The organism is Zhongshania marina (assembly GCF_002915595.1).
GTDB classification, from domain to species: domain Bacteria; phylum Pseudomonadota; class Gammaproteobacteria; order Pseudomonadales; family Spongiibacteraceae; genus Spongiibacter; species Spongiibacter marinus_B.
This window is the reverse complement of record NZ_PQGG01000003.1, coordinates 21,099-39,346: the sequence shown is the minus strand read 5'-3', so window position 1 is coordinate 39,346 and position 18,248 is coordinate 21,099. Positions and strand designations below refer to the sequence as shown.

Below are 18,248 nucleotides of genomic sequence, written 5' to 3'. Positions count from 1 at the left end.
GTGTGCAGTCTTAGTGGCTGGGCGCGCCAGACTAAGATGGTTAAATACTATAAAATCAGCTTGTTCTGGATTTTAGATATAAACAGGGGCTTAGACTACAATGAAACCCTAACGACAACAATCACAGCGGTTAATATCTACTAAAAAACTCTGTAATTACCGTCGACGCCTACAGTAGATCATGACATTTACGTGCATTTGTCGCCAATTCTATGGTTTTCGCTAGTAGCCAGCCAAGGTGGCCGCGTAAAATGGCGCCACTACCACTTAGCCAATTTTTTAGAGGGTGCGGATGAGCATTCAGAAATACCAGCAGCAATTTATTCAACAAGCTATCGCCAGCGAGGCGCTTTGTTTTGGCGAATATACGTTGAAGTCGGGCCGCGTTAGCCCTTATTTTTTTAACGCAGGCCGCTTTAGCAGTGGTGGGGCGCTGGCGGCTTTGGCCCGTTGCTACGCAGATGCCATCGTTGCGTCTGGGGTGGAGTTTGATGTTTTATTTGGCCCAGCATATAAGGGCATTCCGTTGGCGGCGGCTACAGCGTGTGCCTTGGCGGATCATCATCAGCGCGATATTCCCTATGCTTACAACCGCAAAGAAAAGAAAGACCACGGTGAGGGCGGCAGCATTGTTGGTGCGGCATTGCAGGGTAAGGTACTCATAATTGATGACGTAATTACCGCCGGCACGGCAATTCGCGAAGCTATTTCAATGATTGAGCAGGCGGGTGCCAGCGTTGCCGGCGTTGCTATTGGCCTAGATCGTCAAGAGCGCGGTCAGGGTGAGCGCTCAGCGATTCAAGAGCTGGAGCAGGATGCGTCGCTTGCGGTTATTAGTATTGTTGGTTTGAATGATATCGTCGATTACTTGTCTACTGCCGCGAGCGATGAGGCATTGGTGGCGCGTATTAATGCGTATCGAGATCGCTATGGTGTTGAGGTATAAGACCCTATAAAGCATTTATGCGTTTGAGAATAGGAAAGATTGTGACTGCGAGTCCTTGGTTTTTGTCGGTAATGTTAATGTTAGTAGGGGCGCCCTTATTGGCGGAAACCCTCTATTACCGTTACCCGAGCACCAACGGCACGGTGGTTATCGACAGCAGCGTGCCACCTGACGCGGTGCCGCGCGGCTACGATGTTATTCGTATTGATGGTTCGGTGGTAAAGACGGTTCCTCCGCGGCTTAGCGAGGCTGAATTAAAGGCGCGCGCCTTGGAACTTGAGGTTGCCGCAGCCAGAGCTGAGGCAGATGCTAAGACCCGCAAATGGGACGAATCTCTATTGCTCCGTTATAGCAGCGTTCAAGATATTGAGGTTGCGAAGGTGCGGGCGCTGAATGACATCAAAGTTAGAATTTCTATTCTAAAAAGTAATTTGTCGACGATTAAGCAGCAAATACTAAAGAACCAGAGTGAGGCGGCGGAGTTAGAGCGTCGTGGTCAAGATGTGCCAGAGGCGCTGATGGAAACGCTAGCCTCTTTGCGGCGAGAAGTAACAACCACCGAGCAGCACATAAACAGCAGGACGTTGGAGCTGGATAGTGTGGCGAATAATTATGAGCGCGACAAAGCGCGCTTTGCCCATCTGCAAGAGCAGGTCGAAAAGCGTATGCAGTACTACGCTCCCCACAATAAGTAGCGCTAGCGGAAAATCGCGGCGCTGAGCTGCTGCCATTGCTCGTCCCAGTGTTCGGTGGGCTGGCGTTTAAAATCACTGCGCACAAATTGCCCGATGCGGCCTTCGGCGGCAGATAGCAATAAATTAGCGGTGCTATTTACTGTGATGACCGTGCGCAAACCTTCCCGTAATTCTGCCTCTCGCAATATAGTTTTTAGCTGAGTTTCTAGACGGTCGTAAAACTGCACGACACGGTTGCGCAGGCGTTCGTTTTCGCCGGCAAGGGCGTCGCCGTTGAAAATACGAGTAATGCCGGGGTTGCGCTCGGTAAAGCCAAGTAATAGCTGCAAAATGTGACCGATTTGCGCGATGCTTTGGCTTTCCTCTTTCAAAATCAAGTTGACGCGACTGAAGATGGCGTCTTCTACAAACTCAATGAGACCTTCAAACATTTTTGCCTTGCTGGGAAAGTGTCGGTACAGCGCCGCCTCTGACACGCCGACTTCGGCGGCCAGTTTGGCGGTGGTAATGCGCGTGCCCGGTTGGGTTTCCAGCATGGTGGCGAGGGCTTGTAAAATTTCTTCGCGTCGTGAGGGACGTTTGTTCATAGGGTGTAGCTGACCTTAGCGGGCGCGGGGCCCTCGCTGTGTAAAATATTGTCGACAAACTTAAGCGAGTAATTTCTGGCTATTGGTTATGAGGGTGCCCACGCCAGTGTCGGTGAAGATTTCTAGCAGCACCGCATGGGGAACACGACCGTCGATAATATGCGCGCTGGTTACGCCGGCATTAACGGCGTCGAGTGCGCAGCCAATTTTGGGCAGCATGCCGCCGTAAATTGTGCCGTCTTCGATTAAGGCATTGACTTGCTCTGTGCTTAGTCCGGTTAAGACTTTGCCAGATTTATCCATCAAGCCTTCAATATTGGTAAGCAGCATCAGCTTTTCTGCTTTTAAAACTTCTGCGACCTTTCCTGCGACCAAGTCGGCATTGATATTGTATGAGGCGCCATCTGGCCCCACGCCAATCGGTGCAATAACGGGAATAAAGTCGCTGTTTACCAGCATATCTAGAACTTCGGTATTGATCTTTTCGACTTCACCGACGTGACCGATATCAATAATTTCAGTTTTTGCTAGGTCGGGTGTGCGCTGGGTGACTTTAAGTTTTTTGGCGCGAATTAATTGGCCATCTTTACCGGTTAAGCCAATAGCTTTGCCGCCATTGCGGTTGAGCAGCGATACAATTTCTTTGTTAACAGAGCCGCCGAGTACCATTTCTACCACGTCCATTGTTGCGGTGTCGGTGACGCGCATGCCGTCAACAAAGTGAGATTCGATGGCCAGGCGCTTTAGTAGGTCGCCAATTTGCGGGCCGCCGCCGTGTACGACTATCGGGTTCATGCCAACTAGTTTCATAAGCACGATATCGCGGGCGAACTGCTCTTTCAGCTTGTCGTCGATCATGGCGTTGCCGCCGAATTTGACCACGATAGTTTTATTCGTGAAGCGCTGGATGTAGGGAAGGGCTTCGGTAAGTACGCGGGCGACATCGCCTGCGGCGGAGCGACTCATAGACATGATGAATTCTCGTAAAGTCGGTGGCTGAAAAAAGGACGCCTATTAAAGACTATCTGCCAGCGTTGGATCAATCCTTAGCAGCAAATCCTTAAAGTCATTTTGAATCCTTGCGAGTGAGGCCTCACTTTCGGCTTCAAAACGCATGGTTATTGCGGGGCCGGTATTCGAGGCGCGAATTAGACCCCAGCCTTGGCGAAACTCAACCCGTAGGCCGTCGATATTTATCAGCGCGGCGTCGGCGAAATTTTGGTTTTCGGCAAAGGTTTCAACAAGGGCGAATTTACGCTCATCGGCAACGGGAATCAAAATTTCTGGGCTGCTAATTAAGGTGCGCTGGCTGTCTAGGGCTTCATCCATAGTGCGGCCGGACAGGGTGAGAATTTCCAGCAGGCGGGCAGCGGTGTACATGCCGTCGTCGAATCCGTACCAGCGCTCCTTGTAAAAAATATGGCCAGAAAACTCGCCGCCCAACAGCGCGCCGGTGTCGGCCATTTTCTGTTTCATAAAGGAGTGGCCGCATTTCCACATGGTGGGGCGGCCGCCGGCATCTACGATTAGCTCAGAGAGGAGTCGAGAGCACTTTATGTCGAAGAGAATTTCAGCACCGGGATTGCGTGCGACCATGTCGGTGGCGAGTACCATCAACAATTGGTCTGCGGCGGGGCTGCGGCCCTCTGCGGTGACGACGGCGACGCGATCACCATCGCCGTCGAAGGCGATGCCGATATCTGCGCTGTGTTCTGCCACGGCGGCTTTGAGGGCGCTTAAATTCTCCTCGACGGTTGGGTCGGGGGCGTGATTGGGGAAGTTACCATCGACTTCGCAAAATAAGGGGATGACTTCGCAGCCTAATTCTTCAAATAGCGCGGGGGCGATGTTTGATGTTGCGCCATTGCCGGCATCAATGACGATTTTTAGGGTTTGGGCGATGACAACGTCGCTGATGACGCGATCGATATAGCGCTGTTCTATGCTGTCGCTGTCGAGGCGGCCTTTTCCGGTTTCAAATTCCTGGGCGTCAATGCGGTGGCGCAGTGCTTGGATGTCCCGTGAGCTCAGCGATTTAAATTCCAAGCTAATTTTCATGCCATTGTAGTGGCCGGGGTTGTGGCTGCCGGTGATCATAATGGCATTGCCAATATTGAGGTCTTGGCAGGCGTAGTGAAGCATTGGTGTAGCGAGTAGGCCGAGGTCGGTGACATCAATGCCGGTGCTGAGTAGGCCTTTTATTAAAGCGTCGTGAATACGAGAGCTGCTCAAGCGGCCATCTCGGCCTAGTAGCAGCTTTGTTTGGCCGCGGCTGAGGGCTTCGCTGCCCACTGCGCGACCAATGGCAAAGCAGGTGTTGTCGTTTAGCTCGGTGTCGGCAATGCCGCGAATATCGTAGGCACGAAAACAGTTAATGGCGAGGCTTGGGGCCTTGCTTGATGATTTGGTTTCTGGATCGTTAAGTTCGGGTAGCGGTGGTGCGCTGTCTGGTGCTGGAAAGTTGTCGCGCTTTGCAAAATTACCTTGGCGGCTGGCCGCGAGCTTTTTGGCAAGTGCTTGCTCAAGACTCGGGGTTTCGGGTGTTTTGGGTGCTGGCGCTTTAGGGCTCGCCTTGGGTGCTGCTGGAATTTGGTAGCTGCGCACAAAGAAAATAGCGTGGCTGGCGGCAATGAGGGCAACGCAAAGGACGCAGATCAGCCACAGCAGGGTGCTGTCTGAGCTGAGGCTTTGCACGGTAATGTCTTGTGGGTATACCTGCAGGGTCCAGCCTGGCACAGGCAGGGGGCGACTCTGCATGGCTTCTGGGTAGCTGATTGCGGAGGGCTTAATAACGCTGTCACGGCGGGTCTTGTAGGTTTGAATCAGTTCTATGCTGACCGCGTTGCCGGCTAGACTTTTTAGCATTCTTTCAAAGTATTGGGCATTGAAGGTGACGTATACCGCGCCGTGTTTGCTAGCGGTGCCTACAAAGGAGATTAGCCATTGCTTGTCGTGTTTGTAGGCTTCAATCACTAGGCCTTTTTTCTCTATGCTTTTGCGCAGCATATCGATTTCGATATTGTTGCGCAGCCGCTGGGTTTCGCTGCGCTCGTCGGCAATACCTTGTTTGCCGATATAAATGATTTTGGTGTCGAGGGCTTCGGGGAAGGCGCGTCTCAGGCTTTGCGCAAACAGGCTGTCGTCACTGATACTGCCTTGTTCAAGGGCGGTGAGTAGTTCGGGGTTGCTGGTTTGCTTGTTGACTCTGTCGCCCAGCTGGTCGATAACATCGCGCACAATGCCTCGTTGGTGGTCGGCAATATTTGAGGTGACGGTGTCTATCCGCTGGTTTAGCGCGCGGGGTTCTTCGACGTGTTGTATCCAATAAAATGCGCCGAATACCATGCCGATACAGGCCAGTGCCGAGATGAGGATGTCGCGCTGATGTGCGGAAAATCGAGGGACGCGGTTGCGGGTGTTGGTCTTGGCAGTGGGCGCATTTTTTTTCATTGCAGCAGTTATCTGATCCTTGCGGGCGGTGGTTTTATTCTAATGTTGCGATCCAAGTAACGTCATAATGGTAGCGCTGGCGCAGTCTGTCTAGTTTTTCGCGGTAAAGAATTTTTCGGCGATTAGGCTAATCAATTGGGCTGCGAGCTGGCTTTTACCCATTTGTGGGATTTGGCAGTCGCCGTCCTTCCATATCGCGGTAACGGCGTTGTCATTGGCATTAAACCCAATGGCGGTATTGGAAACGTCATTGGCGATGATCAGGTCGAGATTCTTGCGCTCTAATTTGCCCCTTGCGTAGTGCAGTAAATCTTGGGTTTCTGCGGCAAAACCGACGGTGATGGGGCGCTTGCTGTGCTTGGCAACGGTGCTGACAATGTCAGGATTGCGCACTAATTCAATGTGCATGCTGTCGTTGTCTTTTTTGATCTTTTGCTCCGCAATACTGCTAGGGCGATAGTCGGCTACGGCGGCGCAGCCAATAAAAAGCTGGCAATTGTCTAGGGTGCCCATGGTGGCGTCGAACATGTCTTGGGCGCTGATGGTGTCTACCCGTGTAACGCGCTCAGGGCAGGGCAGATTGGTGGGGCCGCTGATCAGTGTCACTATTGCGCCGGCGTCTGCTGCTGCGGCGGCAAGTGCATAGCCCATTTTCCCCGAGCTATGGTTGCTGATATAGCGCACAGGGTCGATGGCTTCGCGGGTGGGGCCAGCGGTAATAGTGAGGTGCACGCCATCTAAGCTGCGGGAGTTAAAGATGCCGGCGGCGTGTGCGGCGAGTTCTTCAGCCTCTAGCATGCGGCCAGGACCTACGTCGCCACAGGCCTGTTCGCCGGCGGCGGGACCAAAGAGTGCAATTTTGCGACTGGCGAGGGTGGCGGCATTGGCTTGGGTTGCGGCGTCGCGCCACATACCTTGGTTCATAGCTGGTGCCAGTGCGACCGGCGCGGCGGTGGCTAAACACAGCGTGGTGAGCAAATCGTCGCCTCGGCCGTTGGCAAGCCTCGCCATAAAGTCAGCGCTGGCGGGGGCGACTAAAATAAGGTCTGCCCAGCGCGCCAGTTCAATATGGCCCATGCCTGCCTCTGCCTCTGGATCAAGTAGTGTGGTGTGAACAGGGTTGCCAGACAGCGCCTGAAGGGTGAGGGGCGTAATAAACTCCATGGCAGCCGCAGTCATGACGACTCGTACCTCTGCGCCGTGATCTTTTAAGCGCCGTATTAGCTCCGCACTTTTGTAAGCTGCAATGCCGCCGGTGACGCCAAGAAGAATATGCCGGTTGCTAAGTTGTTTCATATTGCCATGTCGCTATTGCCCTGTATGGCGCTATTATGAAGCTTATCGAGGCCGCCGACTACCGCGCCGCCCGATAGCATGAAATTGAATGGACTCGGGTATTCCATGCTCACCAAGGAGGGTGTTATGGCAATTACTGACTGGCCGGCGGATGAGCGGCCAAGGGAAAAGTTGCTGCAGCGCGGCGCGGCAGCACTGGCGGACGCGGAGCTGTTGGCGATTTTTCTGCGCACGGGCGTCACCGGCAAATCGGCGGTGGATTTAGCCCGCGAGCTATTGCATGAGCACGGCGGCCTCGCAGCGTTGATGGCCGCCAGTCGCGAGCGCTTTTGCGCATCTCATGGTCTTGGCGATGCTAAATTCGTGCAGCTGCAGGCCGTGGTCGAAATGTCTCGCCGCTATTTGGCGGAGGAGCTGCAGCAGCGACCGGTGTTTAGCAGTGCGGCGTCGACACGACAATTCTTGTTGGCACAGCTGCGCCAAGAGGTGCGGGAGGTGTTTGCCGTCTTGTATCTCGACAATCAGCATCAATTGCTCTGCTATGAACCGCTATTTTACGGTACCATTGACGGCGCTGCGGTTTACCCCCGAGAAATCGCACGGCGGGCGCTTGAATTGCACGCAGCGGCACTGATTGTGGCGCACAATCATCCCTCCGGCGTTGCCGAGCCAAGTGATGCTGATATTCGGATTACCCGCCGTATTCGCGATGCGTTGGCTCTGCTTGATATGCGCTTATTAGACCATTGTGTGGTGGCGGGGCCTGAGGTGATTTCCCTCGCAGAGCGGGGTTTGATCTAAGTAAAAATTTAAGACAAAACTTGCTTGCTGTTCTACGTTCTGGTATAAAGTCGCGCTCCATTTGGGCTGTGTCCGGGATGCCACAATTTCTCAGGGCACCCGAGTATTGTCAGAAGCACGCGGCGGCCCAGTTTGAACCTGATTTTATAAAACCTTTTGCACCGTTATACGGATAAAGGTTGAAGAGGCGACTATCATGTCTAGAGTATGTCAAGTTACTGGCAAGCGTCCGGTAACCGGAAACAATGTATCACACGCAAAAAACCGCACTCGTCGCCGTTTTTTGCCAAACCTGCACAGCCATCGTTTTTGGGTTGAAGCAGAAAAGCGTTTTGTTACTTTGCGTGTTTCTAGCAAAGGCATGCGTATCATCGACAAAAAAGGTATTGAGTCTGTGTTAGCAGATCTTACTGCCCGTGGCGAAAAATTCTAAGGAGACTGGTCATGGCTAAGAAAGGCGCAAGCGATAAAATCCGTTTGGTTTCTAGTGCGGGTACTGGTCACTTCTACACGACCACTAAAAACAAGCGTAACACTCCGGATAAATTTGAATTCTCAAAATACGATCCAGTGGTACGTAAGCACGTGATGTACAAAGAAGCTAAAATCAAGTAATTCTTGGTTTCGTGCTTCCATAAAAAAACCGCGCAATGCGCGGTTTTTTTATGCCTGCTGATTTTAGGTGAAAAATCTCGCAGCTCAGATTAATTAACGACTGTGAGATTGTCTTTTACGTCATTGACGTGATCAAAGCCTTTGGCAATCTCAATGGCTAAGTCGTGAGCGGTATCACTTTTAACCGTACCGCTTAGCACCACGACACCATTCTTGGTGTCTACATCGATGCTGGTAGCCTCAATGTCATCATTGGCAGCGTACTTTATATTTATGCCTGCAGTGGTGCTTATGTCATGCCAAGTGCGGCTAAATTTTTTGCCAGTTTCTTCGGCTTTGCTGCTGTAGTTTTTATCGACCTTTAATTGATTGTCTACAGAATTAACGCCGTCGACGTTCTCGGCAATTTGCCCCGCCAAATCTTTTTCAATTTCGCTATTCACTGTTCCCTTGAGGGTGACCTTGGACTGCTTAACGTCGGTGTCTATAGTGAAATTATTTAACTCACTGTTTAGCATTAAGGCGGTTTCTATCTTGCCGTCTAGCCACGCATCATTTGTTTTGCCTTGCCAGTCGTTGGCCAGTACAGGGGTGATGCTGATTGATGAAAGCACAATGGCGCTTGCTAGCGTTTTTTTAATAGTCATATTCTTCTCCATGAATTTTATAGATAAAAATCTTTCTATTTAAAAATAATTTTAAGAAACTTTCTTTTTAAGTTCTTCAAATTGTTTTTTAGCTTCATCCTTTGCTAATCCATAGCGTTCTTGTATGACGCCAATAAATCGTTCGTTATTAGCTTGAGCGTAATCAATGTCATCGTCGGTTAGGTCAGCCCATTTTTCCTTGATCTGACCTTTTAACTGCTTCCATTTACCTTCTGCGATATCCTGATTCATAAGATACTCCTCGTGATAACGAATGTTTGCCTTTTTAGGCGTGGTGAAATTGCAATTAAAGCCGTGGTGGCTTGCCTCGCAAAATTTGCATTAATAAAGAAATAACGAGCAGCGCTAAAAATATAAAGAATAAAATTTTAGCAATACCGGCTGCTGTTCCTGCTATACCGCCAAAGCCAAGTGCCGCAGAGGCTATGGCGACAAGAAAAAATACAAGTGACCATCCCAGCATAATAATTTCCTTGTTTTTTGTTGCAGTGATAGTTCTGACATCGATTAGAAATTAAGTTCAAAGTATGTTTTTTTTATAAATTCAAACTTTGTCTTAGATGTATTGTCCACACAGTGACGGCCTATATTTAGTAGTTTGTTAATTAATAGGAGAGATGATATGGCGAATGCAGCAGTAAATAGTGATAAGGCGCATGCTAAAGTTGATGGCGCAGCTGAAAAAATTCATGAAGCAGTTGATCGTGCGGCAGCAGTGGCGGGCACTAGTGAAGAGCGATTAATCGAATTGGCAAATGAGTTGCGAGAGCACGCAGATAAGCTTGCAAAGTCGGCTAAGTCGCGCTCTGAGGCGGTTACTTCGGCGGTGGGCGACTACACCCGTGAGAACCCAACAAAAAGCATCGGTATTGCTTTTTTACTGGGTGCGGTGCTCGCCTTTTTATTCCGTAAATAGTTGATTGCATATGAGTACGGTACGAGAGAAAGATAGATTGTTGGCGGACGCTATACTGAAAGAGACGGCCGCCCAGCAAGAGTCGCCTTTGCAATCAAGTGATGATTCGATGGCGAGTCTATTGAGTTCGTATCGTGATTATTTGGCCGGATATTTAACGCTGGCTGAATTGCATGGCCAGCGCTGGATATTGCTAGTTTGTAAAATATTGGTGTTAAGCCTAGCAGTATTTATGCTCCTGCTGGCGGGGTGGTTTAGTGTGCTTACGGCATTGGTTGGTATGTTGATGCAAGCGGGTTTGTCGCTTGCATCGGGAATGTTGTTAGCCAGTTTTGCAAGTTTGACTTTGGGGTGGTGGTGCTGGCGATCCTTGCGCCGATGTATTCGGGCTTTCGCACCATCGTCCTTGATAGAACGACCTGGTGAAGAGAGCAATAAGCCAGTGAAGGGGCATTAACTATGGCCAGTGCAGAGGCACAGTTACTAGATGCTATTAAACGCAAGAAAGCGCAGCAGCTTCATGATAAGGAAATGCTCCGGCGTCGAAGTGAACTGTATCGCGATCAGCTAGTGAATGACCTTGCGAGGCCGGAGTATGTCTTTGGCGGTATGTGTATAGCCGTCGTCTTATTTTCACATTGTAGGCAGCAGCGTGGCGCTTCTGGTAATGAGCAGCGCGAGGAGTTGGGCGATCAAAAGCCATTTTGGCATCAGATTATTGTTGATGTTTTAGATCGCCAAATAAGCCGCTTATTGAATGCAAAGATTATGCGGTGAGGTGGTCGCTTTGATTAAAGCGAAGAAGTTGCCTGCTGTTCAAGCAAAGTTCTGAAAATGCGGTATTGCCTTTGCTGTATTTTGGCCATTGGGTAGTGTCGTCGTCGATAAAATGGGCCAGTGCAATACTAATTGCGACGCCGTGAGAAACAATTACCACGTTCTCATTTTGGTGCTTCTCGTTAATTTCATTAATTGCCGCAAGCATTCGGGCTTTTACGACATTTTGTGATTCACCATTAGGGCTACAGAAATCTGGGTTGTGGACTAACTCGTGAAGAGTGTTATTCCCCGCACTACTCAATGATTTAAAGGTCTTTCCTTCCCAATCACCTAGGTCAAATTCCATTAAACGTGGATCTTGAATAACCGCAAGATTAAAACTTTGGCCGATAGCCTCAGCGGTAATGCGGGCGCGCTGTAGTGGGCTGCTGTATATAACACTTGGTGTGGTGTAGTGACTAAAATAGGCGCCTAGCTTGCGTGTTTGTTCATAACCTTCTGGTGTTAATTCAGTGTCGGTTTGGCCGTGCCATACTTTGTCGATATTGGCGTAAGTTTGTCCGTGGCGAACAAAGTAGATTTTTCCTTGCATCATTTTTTCACAAACCATTTTATTTATAAGGCAGCACGAACATCGTTGTGCGGTGAATAATTGCCTTATAGTAAGTGAAGCAAGCGTGGCTTGCCATGACTGTGGGGTAAAAGGTGATTTGAGGAAGGCGCACCAAAGCAGAAATGCTTGGGCACGCTGGCGGGTGGGCTCTAATTTTAGCTGTGAAAATATTGCTGTTCTCGGAATAGATTCAATCTACAAAGACGCAAAAAGGGGGCGCATACGCCCCAAAGCCTGGATGCGAGTATATTTAGAAATTATATGTCGCTTCGAGTCCGTACATCATTGGGTCGCCGATCATGTAGTAATCGATACCAAAACTCGCTTGTAAATTAATGCTATAGGTTTTGTATTCCTCGTCTGTAATGTTTTTACCCCAGAGGGCGATTTGGTAGCGCCCGTCGTTGTCGTACCATCCCAGTCTTGCGTTGTAGATGGTGTAGGCGTCTTCGCGGCCCTGCTCGTAACCGGCTGCGTCGTTGTAAGCACTAAACCACTGCTCATCTTGATAGTTGGCATTTAGATTGAGCGAGAGGTAGCCGCTGTCGCCGGTGTAAATGTCGTAGTCTGCAGAAATACTCACATTAAGCGGTGGTGCCGAGATCAACTCGTTGCCATCTAGTTTTATCGTGTCATCAAGGTCTGCCAGAGTGCTGGTATCGCGAAGCTCTAGGTCGGTGTACTCGGTTTCTAATATACCAACACCAAGTTGGATGGTGAGGCGTTCAGAGGCGCGCCACCAAATTTCAGCTTCGGCACCAATAATTTCTGAGGCGCCTGCGTTTTCTAGGAAGTTAGATATTCCCACCACATTAATAAATTGTTGGTCGGTGTACTCATACATAAAAGCCGCGGCATTGATGCGGAGGCTGTTGTCGAGTAAGTCTGCTTTGAAGCCGATCTCATATGCGTCGATATACTCAGGTGCCGCGTAGGACGAATCTAAGGGGCGAGCCTCATAGTAAATGCCGCTGTTAAAAGCGCCGGCGCGATAGCCTTTGCTGTAGTTGGCATAAACCATCCACTCATCACTGAAGCGGTAATCTGCGCCGATTTTTCCCGTCCACTCTTGTTCGGTAGATTTCTGCTTGGGCCCGCTTTCCAGTGTGTATGGTCCCTCGGTATAGCCGGGTAAGCCGTAGGCGGTTAATTGGGTGAGGTAGCTCGTCGGGTTGGTGAGGAAGCTGATAATGGCATTCGGGTCACCGCTAACAATGGGTGGTAGAAATACGGGAACAAAGGCTTGATCGTAGCCCGTGGTGTTGCCGGGCAAGAAGGTGCCTCGGGGCGTGCCGTCTAGGCCGACTCGGGAAACGTTGATGTAGGTCAGGCGGTTGGTGTCTTGGGTGTAGCGCAGACCAACATCAATGCCGAATTTAGGCGAAATATCGAAGCGCATCTGGGTGTAGGCCGCAAGCGTTTCTTTTTCGGTATCTTGGCGTTGATCGACGGCGCCAAAATCAAGCACGAAGGGTGCTTGTCCTGCTAAGTCGGGTTTGGCGATCGCTGCGCGGGGGTCTAAAAGATCACCAAATAACTCGTAAATATTATGCATTTCTAATTCTTCGAGACCGTAATATAGGCCGCCGATAATTTGGAAATTATCGTCGAAGTTAGAGACAAAGCGGAAATCTTGCGAGAAGGAACGGCTCGCGGTATACCAGTCAATTTCGAGTAGTCGGGTCGGGCCGCCATCGTCATTCGTGAATTTATCTAACTGGGTGTCGTAAAACGAGGTGACCGATATGAGCGAGTATTTTTCTGCTTCGTAATTTAATGTGCCGATAAATAGATCCATGTCGAAATCATTGCGGTTTCTATGGCCGGTATTGTCTTCTACTTGGTTCCAGTCAAGATTACGTGCGCTGCGGTCATAGCCGGTGTAATCGATATAACCGTTAGAATCGTAGGGGTTGGTGGGTAATTTTACCGCTTCTAATCCTCGGACATCGGTGCGAGCTTCGGCGCGAGGCACTTTCATATTGCCTCTGTTTTTGGCGTGGGTAAATTTGAAAACCCCGTTTAAGGCATCGGTGATTTGCCAATTTAAAGACATACGAGCAGCGCTAAAGCCGAGCATGCCGCGATCTTCACCGGCACCTAAGTTTTCTTGAACACCGTCATTTTCCTTAATTTTAAACGCGAATCGCCCCGCTAGCTTTTCGTCAATCAAGGTGTTCGCAATTGCGCCCTCAAAATTAGTCATGCCGAAATTGCCAACGCCAGCTTTAATTTTTCCTTCCAGTGGGTCGCCAATCATTGGGGTTTTTGTAATGATATTTATAGCACCGCCTGTGGTGTTTTTTCCGTATAAAGTGCCTTGTGGGCCGCGCAATACCTCTAGACGTTCTACGTCGAAAAAGCTGGTGCCGTGGGTAAACACCGCGCCTAAATAGGCTTCGTCTACATAGACTCCAATGGGGCTGGCTTGGTTAGAGCTGTAGTCAGACATGCTCACACCGCGTATTGCAAATATCGGCTGCACCTCACCATAGGGCCCGCTCACCTGCATATTGGGGACTTGTGCAGAAATATCGTTGGCGTTTTCAAAGCCTAGTTTATCTAGAGCGCTATCTGCTAAGCCGGTAATGGCCACTGGTGTATCTTGGACGCTTTCCGCTCGGCGTTGGGCGGTAACCAACACTTCCTCTAATACTTGGGAATAGCTGCTGGGTGCGTAAGCGCTGCTTATTGCTAGCAGAAGGCCTAATTTTTTAAATGGCTTTTTTGTTATTAGATGGTTCATTTTTTTGCTCCAGGCTGTATGGAAAATATAGTTTTTTTTAAAATTCTATTGGGCTGATTGCAGAATCATGTCGGCTGCTTTTTCTGCAATCATTATTGTGGGGGCATTGGTGTTGCCGCCGATGATGTTGGGCATAATAGAGGCGTCTACTACGCGCAGACCTTCAACACCACGCACTTTCAGGGTGTTATCGACTACCGCCATTGGGTCGCTGTCTGGCCCCATCTTGCAGGTACTGGTGGGGTGGTATTGGGTGTCGGCGCGGTTGCGGATGTCGGCTTCGATCGCGGCATCATCCCGCCAGTCCACGGGATAAATTAACTTCGGTTGGTATTTTGCGAAGTGTTCCGACTCCAATATTTTAGATTGAAATTTGGCGCCTTTTACAAGGCGTTCGATATCGTCGCGTTCACTCAAAAATTGCGGATCAATACGCGGTGGGTCTAGGGCATGGGCGGAGTTCAGGCTGACTTCGCCTCGGCTTTTGGGGCGTAGTACTTCGATGTGGCAGCTATAGCCATGACCTAAATGCATTTTTCGGCCGTGGTCATCAACGACGGCGACGACAAAGACCATTTGTAAATCGGGTTCGCTTAGATTTTCTTCTGAGTACACAAAGGCACCGGCTTCTGCATAGGGGGTGGTGATAATTCCTTCCCGTTTGCTTGCCCACTGTGCTGCGCCCGCCGCTACTCGGGCTGAGCCGCGCAGAGAAATACCGAAGGTGTCGCGGTTGTAATTGGTTTTATAGGCAACGGTGTAATCGATGTGGTCCTGCAGATTTTGGCCTACACCGGCGAGGTGCTTTTGTACTTGAATGCCATGTTTTTGCAGGGTTTCTGCTGGGCCAATGCCAGATAGCATCAAAAGCTGTGGAGAGCCAAAGGTGCCGGCACTGATTATGACTTCTCGCCGAGCGCGCACTTCTTGAGTTTGCTCGCCCTGAAAGTAGCTCAGGCCGACGGCACGCTGACCTTCGAATATGATTTTGTTGAATGGCGCATTGGTGACGACCTTAACATTGGATCGACTCATAGCTGGGCGCAAGTAAGCAGCGGCGGCGCCCCAGCGTTCGCCATTCTTTTGGGTGACCTGATACTGAAAGCAGCCGTGTTGCTCTTTGCCATTGTAGTCGGGGTTATGGGGAAGACCCTGTTCTTGAGCAGAGCGAATAAAGGCCTCGTTAAGCGGGCTAGGGCAGGCCAAGTCGGCTACGTTTAGCGGGCCGGCATTACCGTGAAACTCTTGGTCGTGACCAAAGCTTTCATTGCACTCAGAGCGGATAAAGTAGGGTAGTACGTCGTCGTAGCCCCAACCTTTATTGCCTAGCGCCGCCCAAGCGTCGTAGTCGTTGCGGTGGCCGCGCACATACAGCATGGCATTGATGGCGCTGGAACCGCCTAGGCATTTGCCGCGGGGTTGGTAGCCGCGACGGCCATTTAAACCCGCTTGAGGGGTAGTTTGGAGCGCCCAGTTATTGATTTTTGAACGCATCATCAACACCAAGGCCGCAGGCGCTTTGACGATGGGGCTATTGCCATTGCCGCCGGCCTCTATCAGGCACACACTGTATTTGCCGCTTTCGCTTAGGCGATTAGCCAAGGTACAGCCAGCACTGCCAGCACCGACTATAATGTAGTCGAAGGTTTCGAACGGCATGTTGAATCTCTCCCCAAATTATTATGTGCTGGCGGGTATTTATGCGAAATGAAGACGCTAACCAGCTTTTTGAGTGAGAATAATAGAGTTTAAATCATGCCGACGTTTTTCATTCAGCGCAGACTTGTTATCCTTTTACGCAAAATTATAAAGAGCCAACGCCGTCAATGAGCAAGCCATGGTTGCCTGGGACACAAACGACTACCGGTACTTGGGGTCGTATTCTTAGCGAATGTCTAAAGGATGCGAATATCGATCCGCGTCCGCTATTTGAGCAGGTAGATTTAGACTATGAAGACGCTATAGCCCCTGATACCCGTATTCCCGATATCAAACTCCGGCATTTATACCCCTTGGCGATAGCGGCAACCGGCACCGAGAGTTTCAGTATTCAGCTCGGTGGCTATGTGAAAGCACACAGCTTTCATGCTCTGGGCATGGCCATCTTGGTAAGCAAAACCGTCGGTGATGCCCTGCAGCGATTTCAGCGCCACAGTGCGATTATTTCGGACTCGGGTTACATCGAAATGAGTTTTGTCGGGGATAACTGCCGTTTTGAGGTGAATGTTGATCGCGATATTCACGATATTCGCTTGCTGCCTTTTGCCGCCATCAATGCCTTCACCTTTGGTGTGGTAAGCATGATGCGGGAAATCACTGAGGATGCCGACCTCAACCCTATTGGTGTTGAGCTATGCGAGCCCCAGCCAAAAGATAGCAAGCCATATGAGAATGCCTTCCGCTGCCCGATAGCGTTTGGCAAGCCGCGCGAGGCGCTTATGTATCGCATTGCGGATTTGGATCGACCCGTTAGGTATGCGAATGAGTCGCTGGCCAAGCAGCATGATCAAATCACCGAGTCATTTATCAAAAATATGTCGCCGGCTTTTGAGGACGAACTTTACCGTCAAATACTAAATGAATTGCCCAATGGTGAATTGAGTGTCGATAGGCTGGCCTCGCGCCTAAATATGAGCTCCCGTAAATTGCAGGGCAAGTTGCAGCAGCAAAACACCAGCTACCAACAATTGCTTGATAAGGCGCGCAAAGAATTGGCTAGCAAATACCTGAGCAGTACAGCCTACAGTATTACCGAGATTTCGTTTTTATTGGGATTCGCTAATACCGCAGGATTTTGCCGAGTATTTAAACGCTGGTTCGAGTGTTCGCCAACGGATTATAGGCTGCGAATAGCGGCCCATGGCTGAGTTGGCTAGGCAATGATAAATATTATCTAAATGCTTAGTTTACACAAAAGCGCTTAATCATCTGCTGTAATACATCAATAGTCGGCTGGATTTGATCTAGCGCCATAAACTCGTCTGGCTGGTGAGCTTGGTCTATGGAGCCAGGCCCCATCACGATTGTTTGCATGCCTAACTGTTGAAAGAAGGGGGCTTCCGTTGCAAAGGCGACGGTGCCTGCTGCTTGTCCGGTGAGTTGTTCAACGAGAGTGACAATTTCTGAATTCGCGGGTTCTTCATAGGCGGCTAAGCCCGGCATTAAAGCGCGTAAGCCAATATTGATGGCACGGCGCTCGGCGACAGGGCTGAGGATGTTTTGTATCAGGGTGTCTAACTCCTCATTGTTCATTCCCGGTGTGGTGCGAATATCGAAGTGTAGTTCGCATTGACCGCAAATGCGGTTGGGATTGTCACCGCCGTGGATGCATCCAAAGTTCATCGTTGGGGTGGGGATTGAGAAGCCGGGGTGCTGATATTTTTGCGCAAGTTCCTGGCGTAATTGCATCAGGCCGGTCATGACCTCGTGCATGGCGTCCAATGCATTATTGCCTAGCAGGGGGTTGGACGAATGGCCTGAGCGACCTTTGATGGTGATGCCTTTCATCACTATGCCCTTGTGGGCGCGCATGGGTTTTAGGCCGGTTGGTTCGCCCACCACCGCGTAGCGAGCGCCAGACAGATCGGATTGCACTAATGAGCGTGCGCCGTCCATGCTGCTTTCTTCGTCGGCGGTGGCCAGAATGATAAGGGGCGCTTTTAGGGTTTGGTCTAGAAACGGTTTTAATGCTTCGATGGCAATGGCGAAGAAGCCTTTCATATCGGTGCTGCCAAGTCCGTATAGTTTGTTGTCGAGTTCGGTGAGGGTAAAGGGATCGCTATTCCATAGGGATTCGTTAAACGGCACCGTGTCTGTGTGGCCGGCGAGCACGAGGCCGCCGCTGCCGCTGCCGAGGGTGGCAATTAAATTGGCTTTGTCTTTATGGCCGGCTATGGGCTGAATGTGGATACTAAAACCCAGCGGTTCTAGCCATGTGGCCAGTTGCTCGATAACGCGAATATTGCCCATATCGCAGCTGGGGAGTGTTGAGCTGACCGAGGGGAGTTTAACGAGTGCTGTCATCATCGACAGAACGCTGGGGGTGTTTGCTGATTTTGCCACGATGAGTCCGCGTATATTGCTAGGTAACAGGCCATTGTAGCGAGTCGCGCAAACAAAGCCAGTGGCTTTGTTT

The 18,248-nt window shown here is 50.3% G+C and carries 20 protein-coding genes; 9 read left to right on the top strand and 11 right to left on the bottom strand.

The features are described 5' to 3' along the window. Window positions 1-298: 298 nt before the first annotated feature. Window positions 299-946, top strand: coding sequence for an orotate phosphoribosyltransferase (gene pyrE, locus C0068_RS00835; protein ID WP_199176075.1), 648 nt, complete (start codon window positions 299-301; stop codon window positions 944-946). Between the two features lie 41 nt (window positions 947-987). Continuing rightward, the gene (locus C0068_RS00830; protein WP_146047812.1) at window positions 988-1,641 is read left to right on the top strand and encodes a hypothetical protein; all 654 of its coding nucleotides are present in this window, start codon (window positions 988-990) and stop codon (window positions 1,639-1,641) included. A 2-nt stretch (window positions 1,642-1,643) separates the two neighbouring features. On the opposite strand, the gene slmA is transcribed toward C0068_RS00830, so the two are convergent. The 4 genes from slmA to coaBC all read right to left on the bottom strand — a co-directional run bounded on the left by slmA (window position 1,644) and on the right by coaBC (window position 6,974). After that, window positions 1,644-2,228 carry a nucleoid occlusion factor SlmA gene (gene slmA / locus C0068_RS00825; RefSeq protein ID WP_103682602.1) on the bottom strand — a complete coding sequence of 195 codons (585 nt, stop codon included), beginning with the start codon at window positions 2,226-2,228 and terminating at the stop codon, window positions 1,644-1,646. Between the two features lie 60 nt (window positions 2,229-2,288). After that, window positions 2,289-3,200 carry an acetylglutamate kinase gene (gene argB / locus C0068_RS00820; RefSeq protein ID WP_103682601.1) on the bottom strand — a complete coding sequence of 304 codons (912 nt, stop codon included), beginning with the start codon at window positions 3,198-3,200 and terminating at the stop codon, window positions 2,289-2,291. A gap of 42 nt (window positions 3,201-3,242) precedes the next feature. Continuing rightward, entirely contained in the window at window positions 3,243-5,678 is a 2,436-nt protein-coding gene (locus tag C0068_RS00815) for a phosphomannomutase/phosphoglucomutase (protein ID WP_103682600.1), read from the bottom strand. A gap of 90 nt (window positions 5,679-5,768) precedes the next feature. Further along, the gene (coaBC, locus tag C0068_RS00810; RefSeq protein WP_103682599.1) at window positions 5,769-6,974 is read right to left on the bottom strand and encodes a bifunctional phosphopantothenoylcysteine decarboxylase/phosphopantothenate--cysteine ligase CoaBC; all 1,206 of its coding nucleotides are present in this window, start codon (window positions 6,972-6,974) and stop codon (window positions 5,769-5,771) included. Window positions 6,975-7,100: 126 nt separating this feature from the next. Here coaBC and radC point away from each other — a divergent pair, with 126 nt between their 5' ends. The 3 genes from radC (at window position 7,101) to rpmG (ending at window position 8,390) form a co-directional block, all read left to right on the top strand. Next, complete coding sequence (gene radC / locus C0068_RS00805) at window positions 7,101-7,775, top strand: RadC family protein (protein WP_103682598.1); 675 nt, start codon at window positions 7,101-7,103, stop codon at window positions 7,773-7,775. Between the two features lie 196 nt (window positions 7,776-7,971). Then, window positions 7,972-8,208, top strand: a complete 237-nt coding sequence (rpmB, locus tag C0068_RS00800) for a 50S ribosomal protein L28 (protein WP_103682597.1) — start codon at window positions 7,972-7,974, stop codon at window positions 8,206-8,208. An 11-nt stretch (window positions 8,209-8,219) separates the two neighbouring features. Next, window positions 8,220-8,390, top strand: a complete 171-nt coding sequence (gene rpmG, locus C0068_RS00795; RefSeq protein WP_008252729.1) for a 50S ribosomal protein L33 — start codon at window positions 8,220-8,222, stop codon at window positions 8,388-8,390. 89 nt (window positions 8,391-8,479) lie between these two features. Here the strand turns inward: rpmG and C0068_RS00790 are convergent, their stop codons facing one another. From C0068_RS00790 to C0068_RS00780, 3 genes are read right to left on the bottom strand one after another with little or no spacing between them, the layout of a single operon-like run. Continuing rightward, window positions 8,480-9,037: a BON domain-containing protein gene (locus C0068_RS00790; RefSeq protein WP_103682596.1), complete on the bottom strand. Its 558-nt coding sequence runs from the start codon at window positions 9,035-9,037 to the stop codon at window positions 8,480-8,482. Between the two features lie 51 nt (window positions 9,038-9,088). Continuing rightward, window positions 9,089-9,289, bottom strand: a complete 201-nt coding sequence (locus C0068_RS00785) for a CsbD family protein (protein ID WP_103682595.1) — start codon at window positions 9,287-9,289, stop codon at window positions 9,089-9,091. A 55-nt stretch (window positions 9,290-9,344) separates the two neighbouring features. Beyond that, window positions 9,345-9,521, bottom strand: a complete 177-nt coding sequence (locus C0068_RS00780) for a DUF1328 domain-containing protein (RefSeq protein ID WP_103682594.1) — start codon at window positions 9,519-9,521, stop codon at window positions 9,345-9,347. Window positions 9,522-9,680: 159 nt separating this feature from the next. Here C0068_RS00780 and C0068_RS00775 point away from each other — a divergent pair, with 159 nt between their 5' ends. The 3 genes from C0068_RS00775 to C0068_RS00765 are packed head-to-tail and all read left to right on the top strand — an operon-like array spanning window position 9,681 to window position 10,751. After that, window positions 9,681-9,974, top strand: coding sequence for a DUF883 family protein (locus C0068_RS00775; RefSeq protein WP_103682593.1), 294 nt, complete (start codon window positions 9,681-9,683; stop codon window positions 9,972-9,974). 10 nt (window positions 9,975-9,984) lie between these two features. Continuing rightward, window positions 9,985-10,431 carry a hypothetical protein gene (locus C0068_RS00770; protein WP_103682592.1) on the top strand — a complete coding sequence of 149 codons (447 nt, stop codon included), beginning with the start codon at window positions 9,985-9,987 and terminating at the stop codon, window positions 10,429-10,431. Window positions 10,432-10,433: 2 nt separating this feature from the next. Beyond that, the gene (locus C0068_RS00765) at window positions 10,434-10,751 is read left to right on the top strand and encodes a hypothetical protein (protein ID WP_103682591.1); all 318 of its coding nucleotides are present in this window, start codon (window positions 10,434-10,436) and stop codon (window positions 10,749-10,751) included. Here the strand turns inward: C0068_RS00765 and C0068_RS00760 are convergent. From C0068_RS00760 to C0068_RS00750, 3 genes are all read right to left on the bottom strand, one after another. Next, window positions 10,741-11,349: a histidine phosphatase family protein gene (locus tag C0068_RS00760; protein WP_158249885.1), complete on the bottom strand. Its 609-nt coding sequence runs from the start codon at window positions 11,347-11,349 to the stop codon at window positions 10,741-10,743. The two genes, C0068_RS00765 and C0068_RS00760, sit on opposite strands and share 11 nt — an antisense overlap. 268 nt (window positions 11,350-11,617) lie before the next feature. Continuing rightward, window positions 11,618-14,113: a TonB-dependent receptor gene (locus tag C0068_RS00755; RefSeq protein WP_103682589.1), complete on the bottom strand. Its 2,496-nt coding sequence runs from the start codon at window positions 14,111-14,113 to the stop codon at window positions 11,618-11,620. A gap of 45 nt (window positions 14,114-14,158) precedes the next feature. Next, the gene (locus C0068_RS00750) at window positions 14,159-15,772 is read right to left on the bottom strand and encodes a GMC family oxidoreductase (protein WP_103682588.1); all 1,614 of its coding nucleotides are present in this window, start codon (window positions 15,770-15,772) and stop codon (window positions 14,159-14,161) included. Between the two features lie 167 nt (window positions 15,773-15,939). Here C0068_RS00750 and C0068_RS00745 point away from each other — a divergent pair, with 167 nt between their 5' ends. Further along, a complete protein-coding gene (locus tag C0068_RS00745) occupies window positions 15,940-16,980 on the top strand; it encodes an AraC family transcriptional regulator (protein ID WP_103682587.1) in 1,041 nt (346 codons plus the stop codon). A 34-nt stretch (window positions 16,981-17,014) separates the two neighbouring features. Here the strand turns inward: C0068_RS00745 and argE are convergent, their stop codons facing one another. Then, on the bottom strand, window positions 17,015-18,175 hold the full coding sequence (gene argE, locus C0068_RS00740; RefSeq protein ID WP_103682586.1) for an acetylornithine deacetylase: 1,161 nt from the start codon (window positions 18,173-18,175) through the stop codon (window positions 17,015-17,017). Between the last annotated feature and the right edge of the window lie 73 nt (window positions 18,176-18,248).

What these genes read in the sequence shown, in the direction of transcription:
- slmA (WP_103682602.1), bottom strand. Translation starts at nt 2,228, where the DNA reads ATGAACAAACGTCCCTCACGACGCGAAGAAATTTTACAAGCCCTCGCC.
- C0068_RS00785 (WP_103682595.1), bottom strand. Translation starts at nt 9,289, where the DNA reads ATGAATCAGGATATCGCAGAAGGTAAATGGAAGCAGTTAAAAGGTCAG.
- rpmG (WP_008252729.1), top strand. Translation starts at nt 8,220, where the DNA reads ATGGCTAAGAAAGGCGCAAGCGATAAAATCCGTTTGGTTTCTAGTGCG.
- C0068_RS00765 (WP_103682591.1), top strand. Translation starts at nt 10,434, where the DNA reads ATGGCCAGTGCAGAGGCACAGTTACTAGATGCTATTAAACGCAAGAAA.
- C0068_RS00770 (WP_103682592.1), top strand. Translation starts at nt 9,985, where the DNA reads ATGAGTACGGTACGAGAGAAAGATAGATTGTTGGCGGACGCTATACTG.
- C0068_RS00815 (WP_103682600.1), bottom strand. Translation starts at nt 5,678, where the DNA reads ATGAAAAAAAATGCGCCCACTGCCAAGACCAACACCCGCAACCGCGTC.
- C0068_RS00745 (WP_103682587.1), top strand. Translation starts at nt 15,940, where the DNA reads ATGAGCAAGCCATGGTTGCCTGGGACACAAACGACTACCGGTACTTGG.
- C0068_RS00775 (WP_103682593.1), top strand. Translation starts at nt 9,681, where the DNA reads ATGGCGAATGCAGCAGTAAATAGTGATAAGGCGCATGCTAAAGTTGAT.
- radC (WP_103682598.1), top strand. Translation starts at nt 7,101, where the DNA reads ATGGCAATTACTGACTGGCCGGCGGATGAGCGGCCAAGGGAAAAGTTG.
- C0068_RS00780 (WP_103682594.1), bottom strand. Translation starts at nt 9,521, where the DNA reads ATGCTGGGATGGTCACTTGTATTTTTTCTTGTCGCCATAGCCTCTGCG.
- C0068_RS00790 (WP_103682596.1), bottom strand. Translation starts at nt 9,037, where the DNA reads ATGACTATTAAAAAAACGCTAGCAAGCGCCATTGTGCTTTCATCAATC.
- C0068_RS00760 (WP_158249885.1), bottom strand. Translation starts at nt 11,349, where the DNA reads ATGATGCAAGGAAAAATCTACTTTGTTCGCCACGGACAAACTTACGCC.
- C0068_RS00750 (WP_103682588.1), bottom strand. Translation starts at nt 15,772, where the DNA reads ATGCCGTTCGAAACCTTCGACTACATTATAGTCGGTGCTGGCAGTGCT.
- coaBC (WP_103682599.1), bottom strand. Translation starts at nt 6,974, where the DNA reads ATGAAACAACTTAGCAACCGGCATATTCTTCTTGGCGTCACCGGCGGC.
- rpmB (WP_103682597.1), top strand. Translation starts at nt 7,972, where the DNA reads ATGTCTAGAGTATGTCAAGTTACTGGCAAGCGTCCGGTAACCGGAAAC.
- C0068_RS00755 (WP_103682589.1), bottom strand. Translation starts at nt 14,113, where the DNA reads ATGAACCATCTAATAACAAAAAAGCCATTTAAAAAATTAGGCCTTCTG.
- argB (WP_103682601.1), bottom strand. Translation starts at nt 3,200, where the DNA reads ATGTCTATGAGTCGCTCCGCCGCAGGCGATGTCGCCCGCGTACTTACC.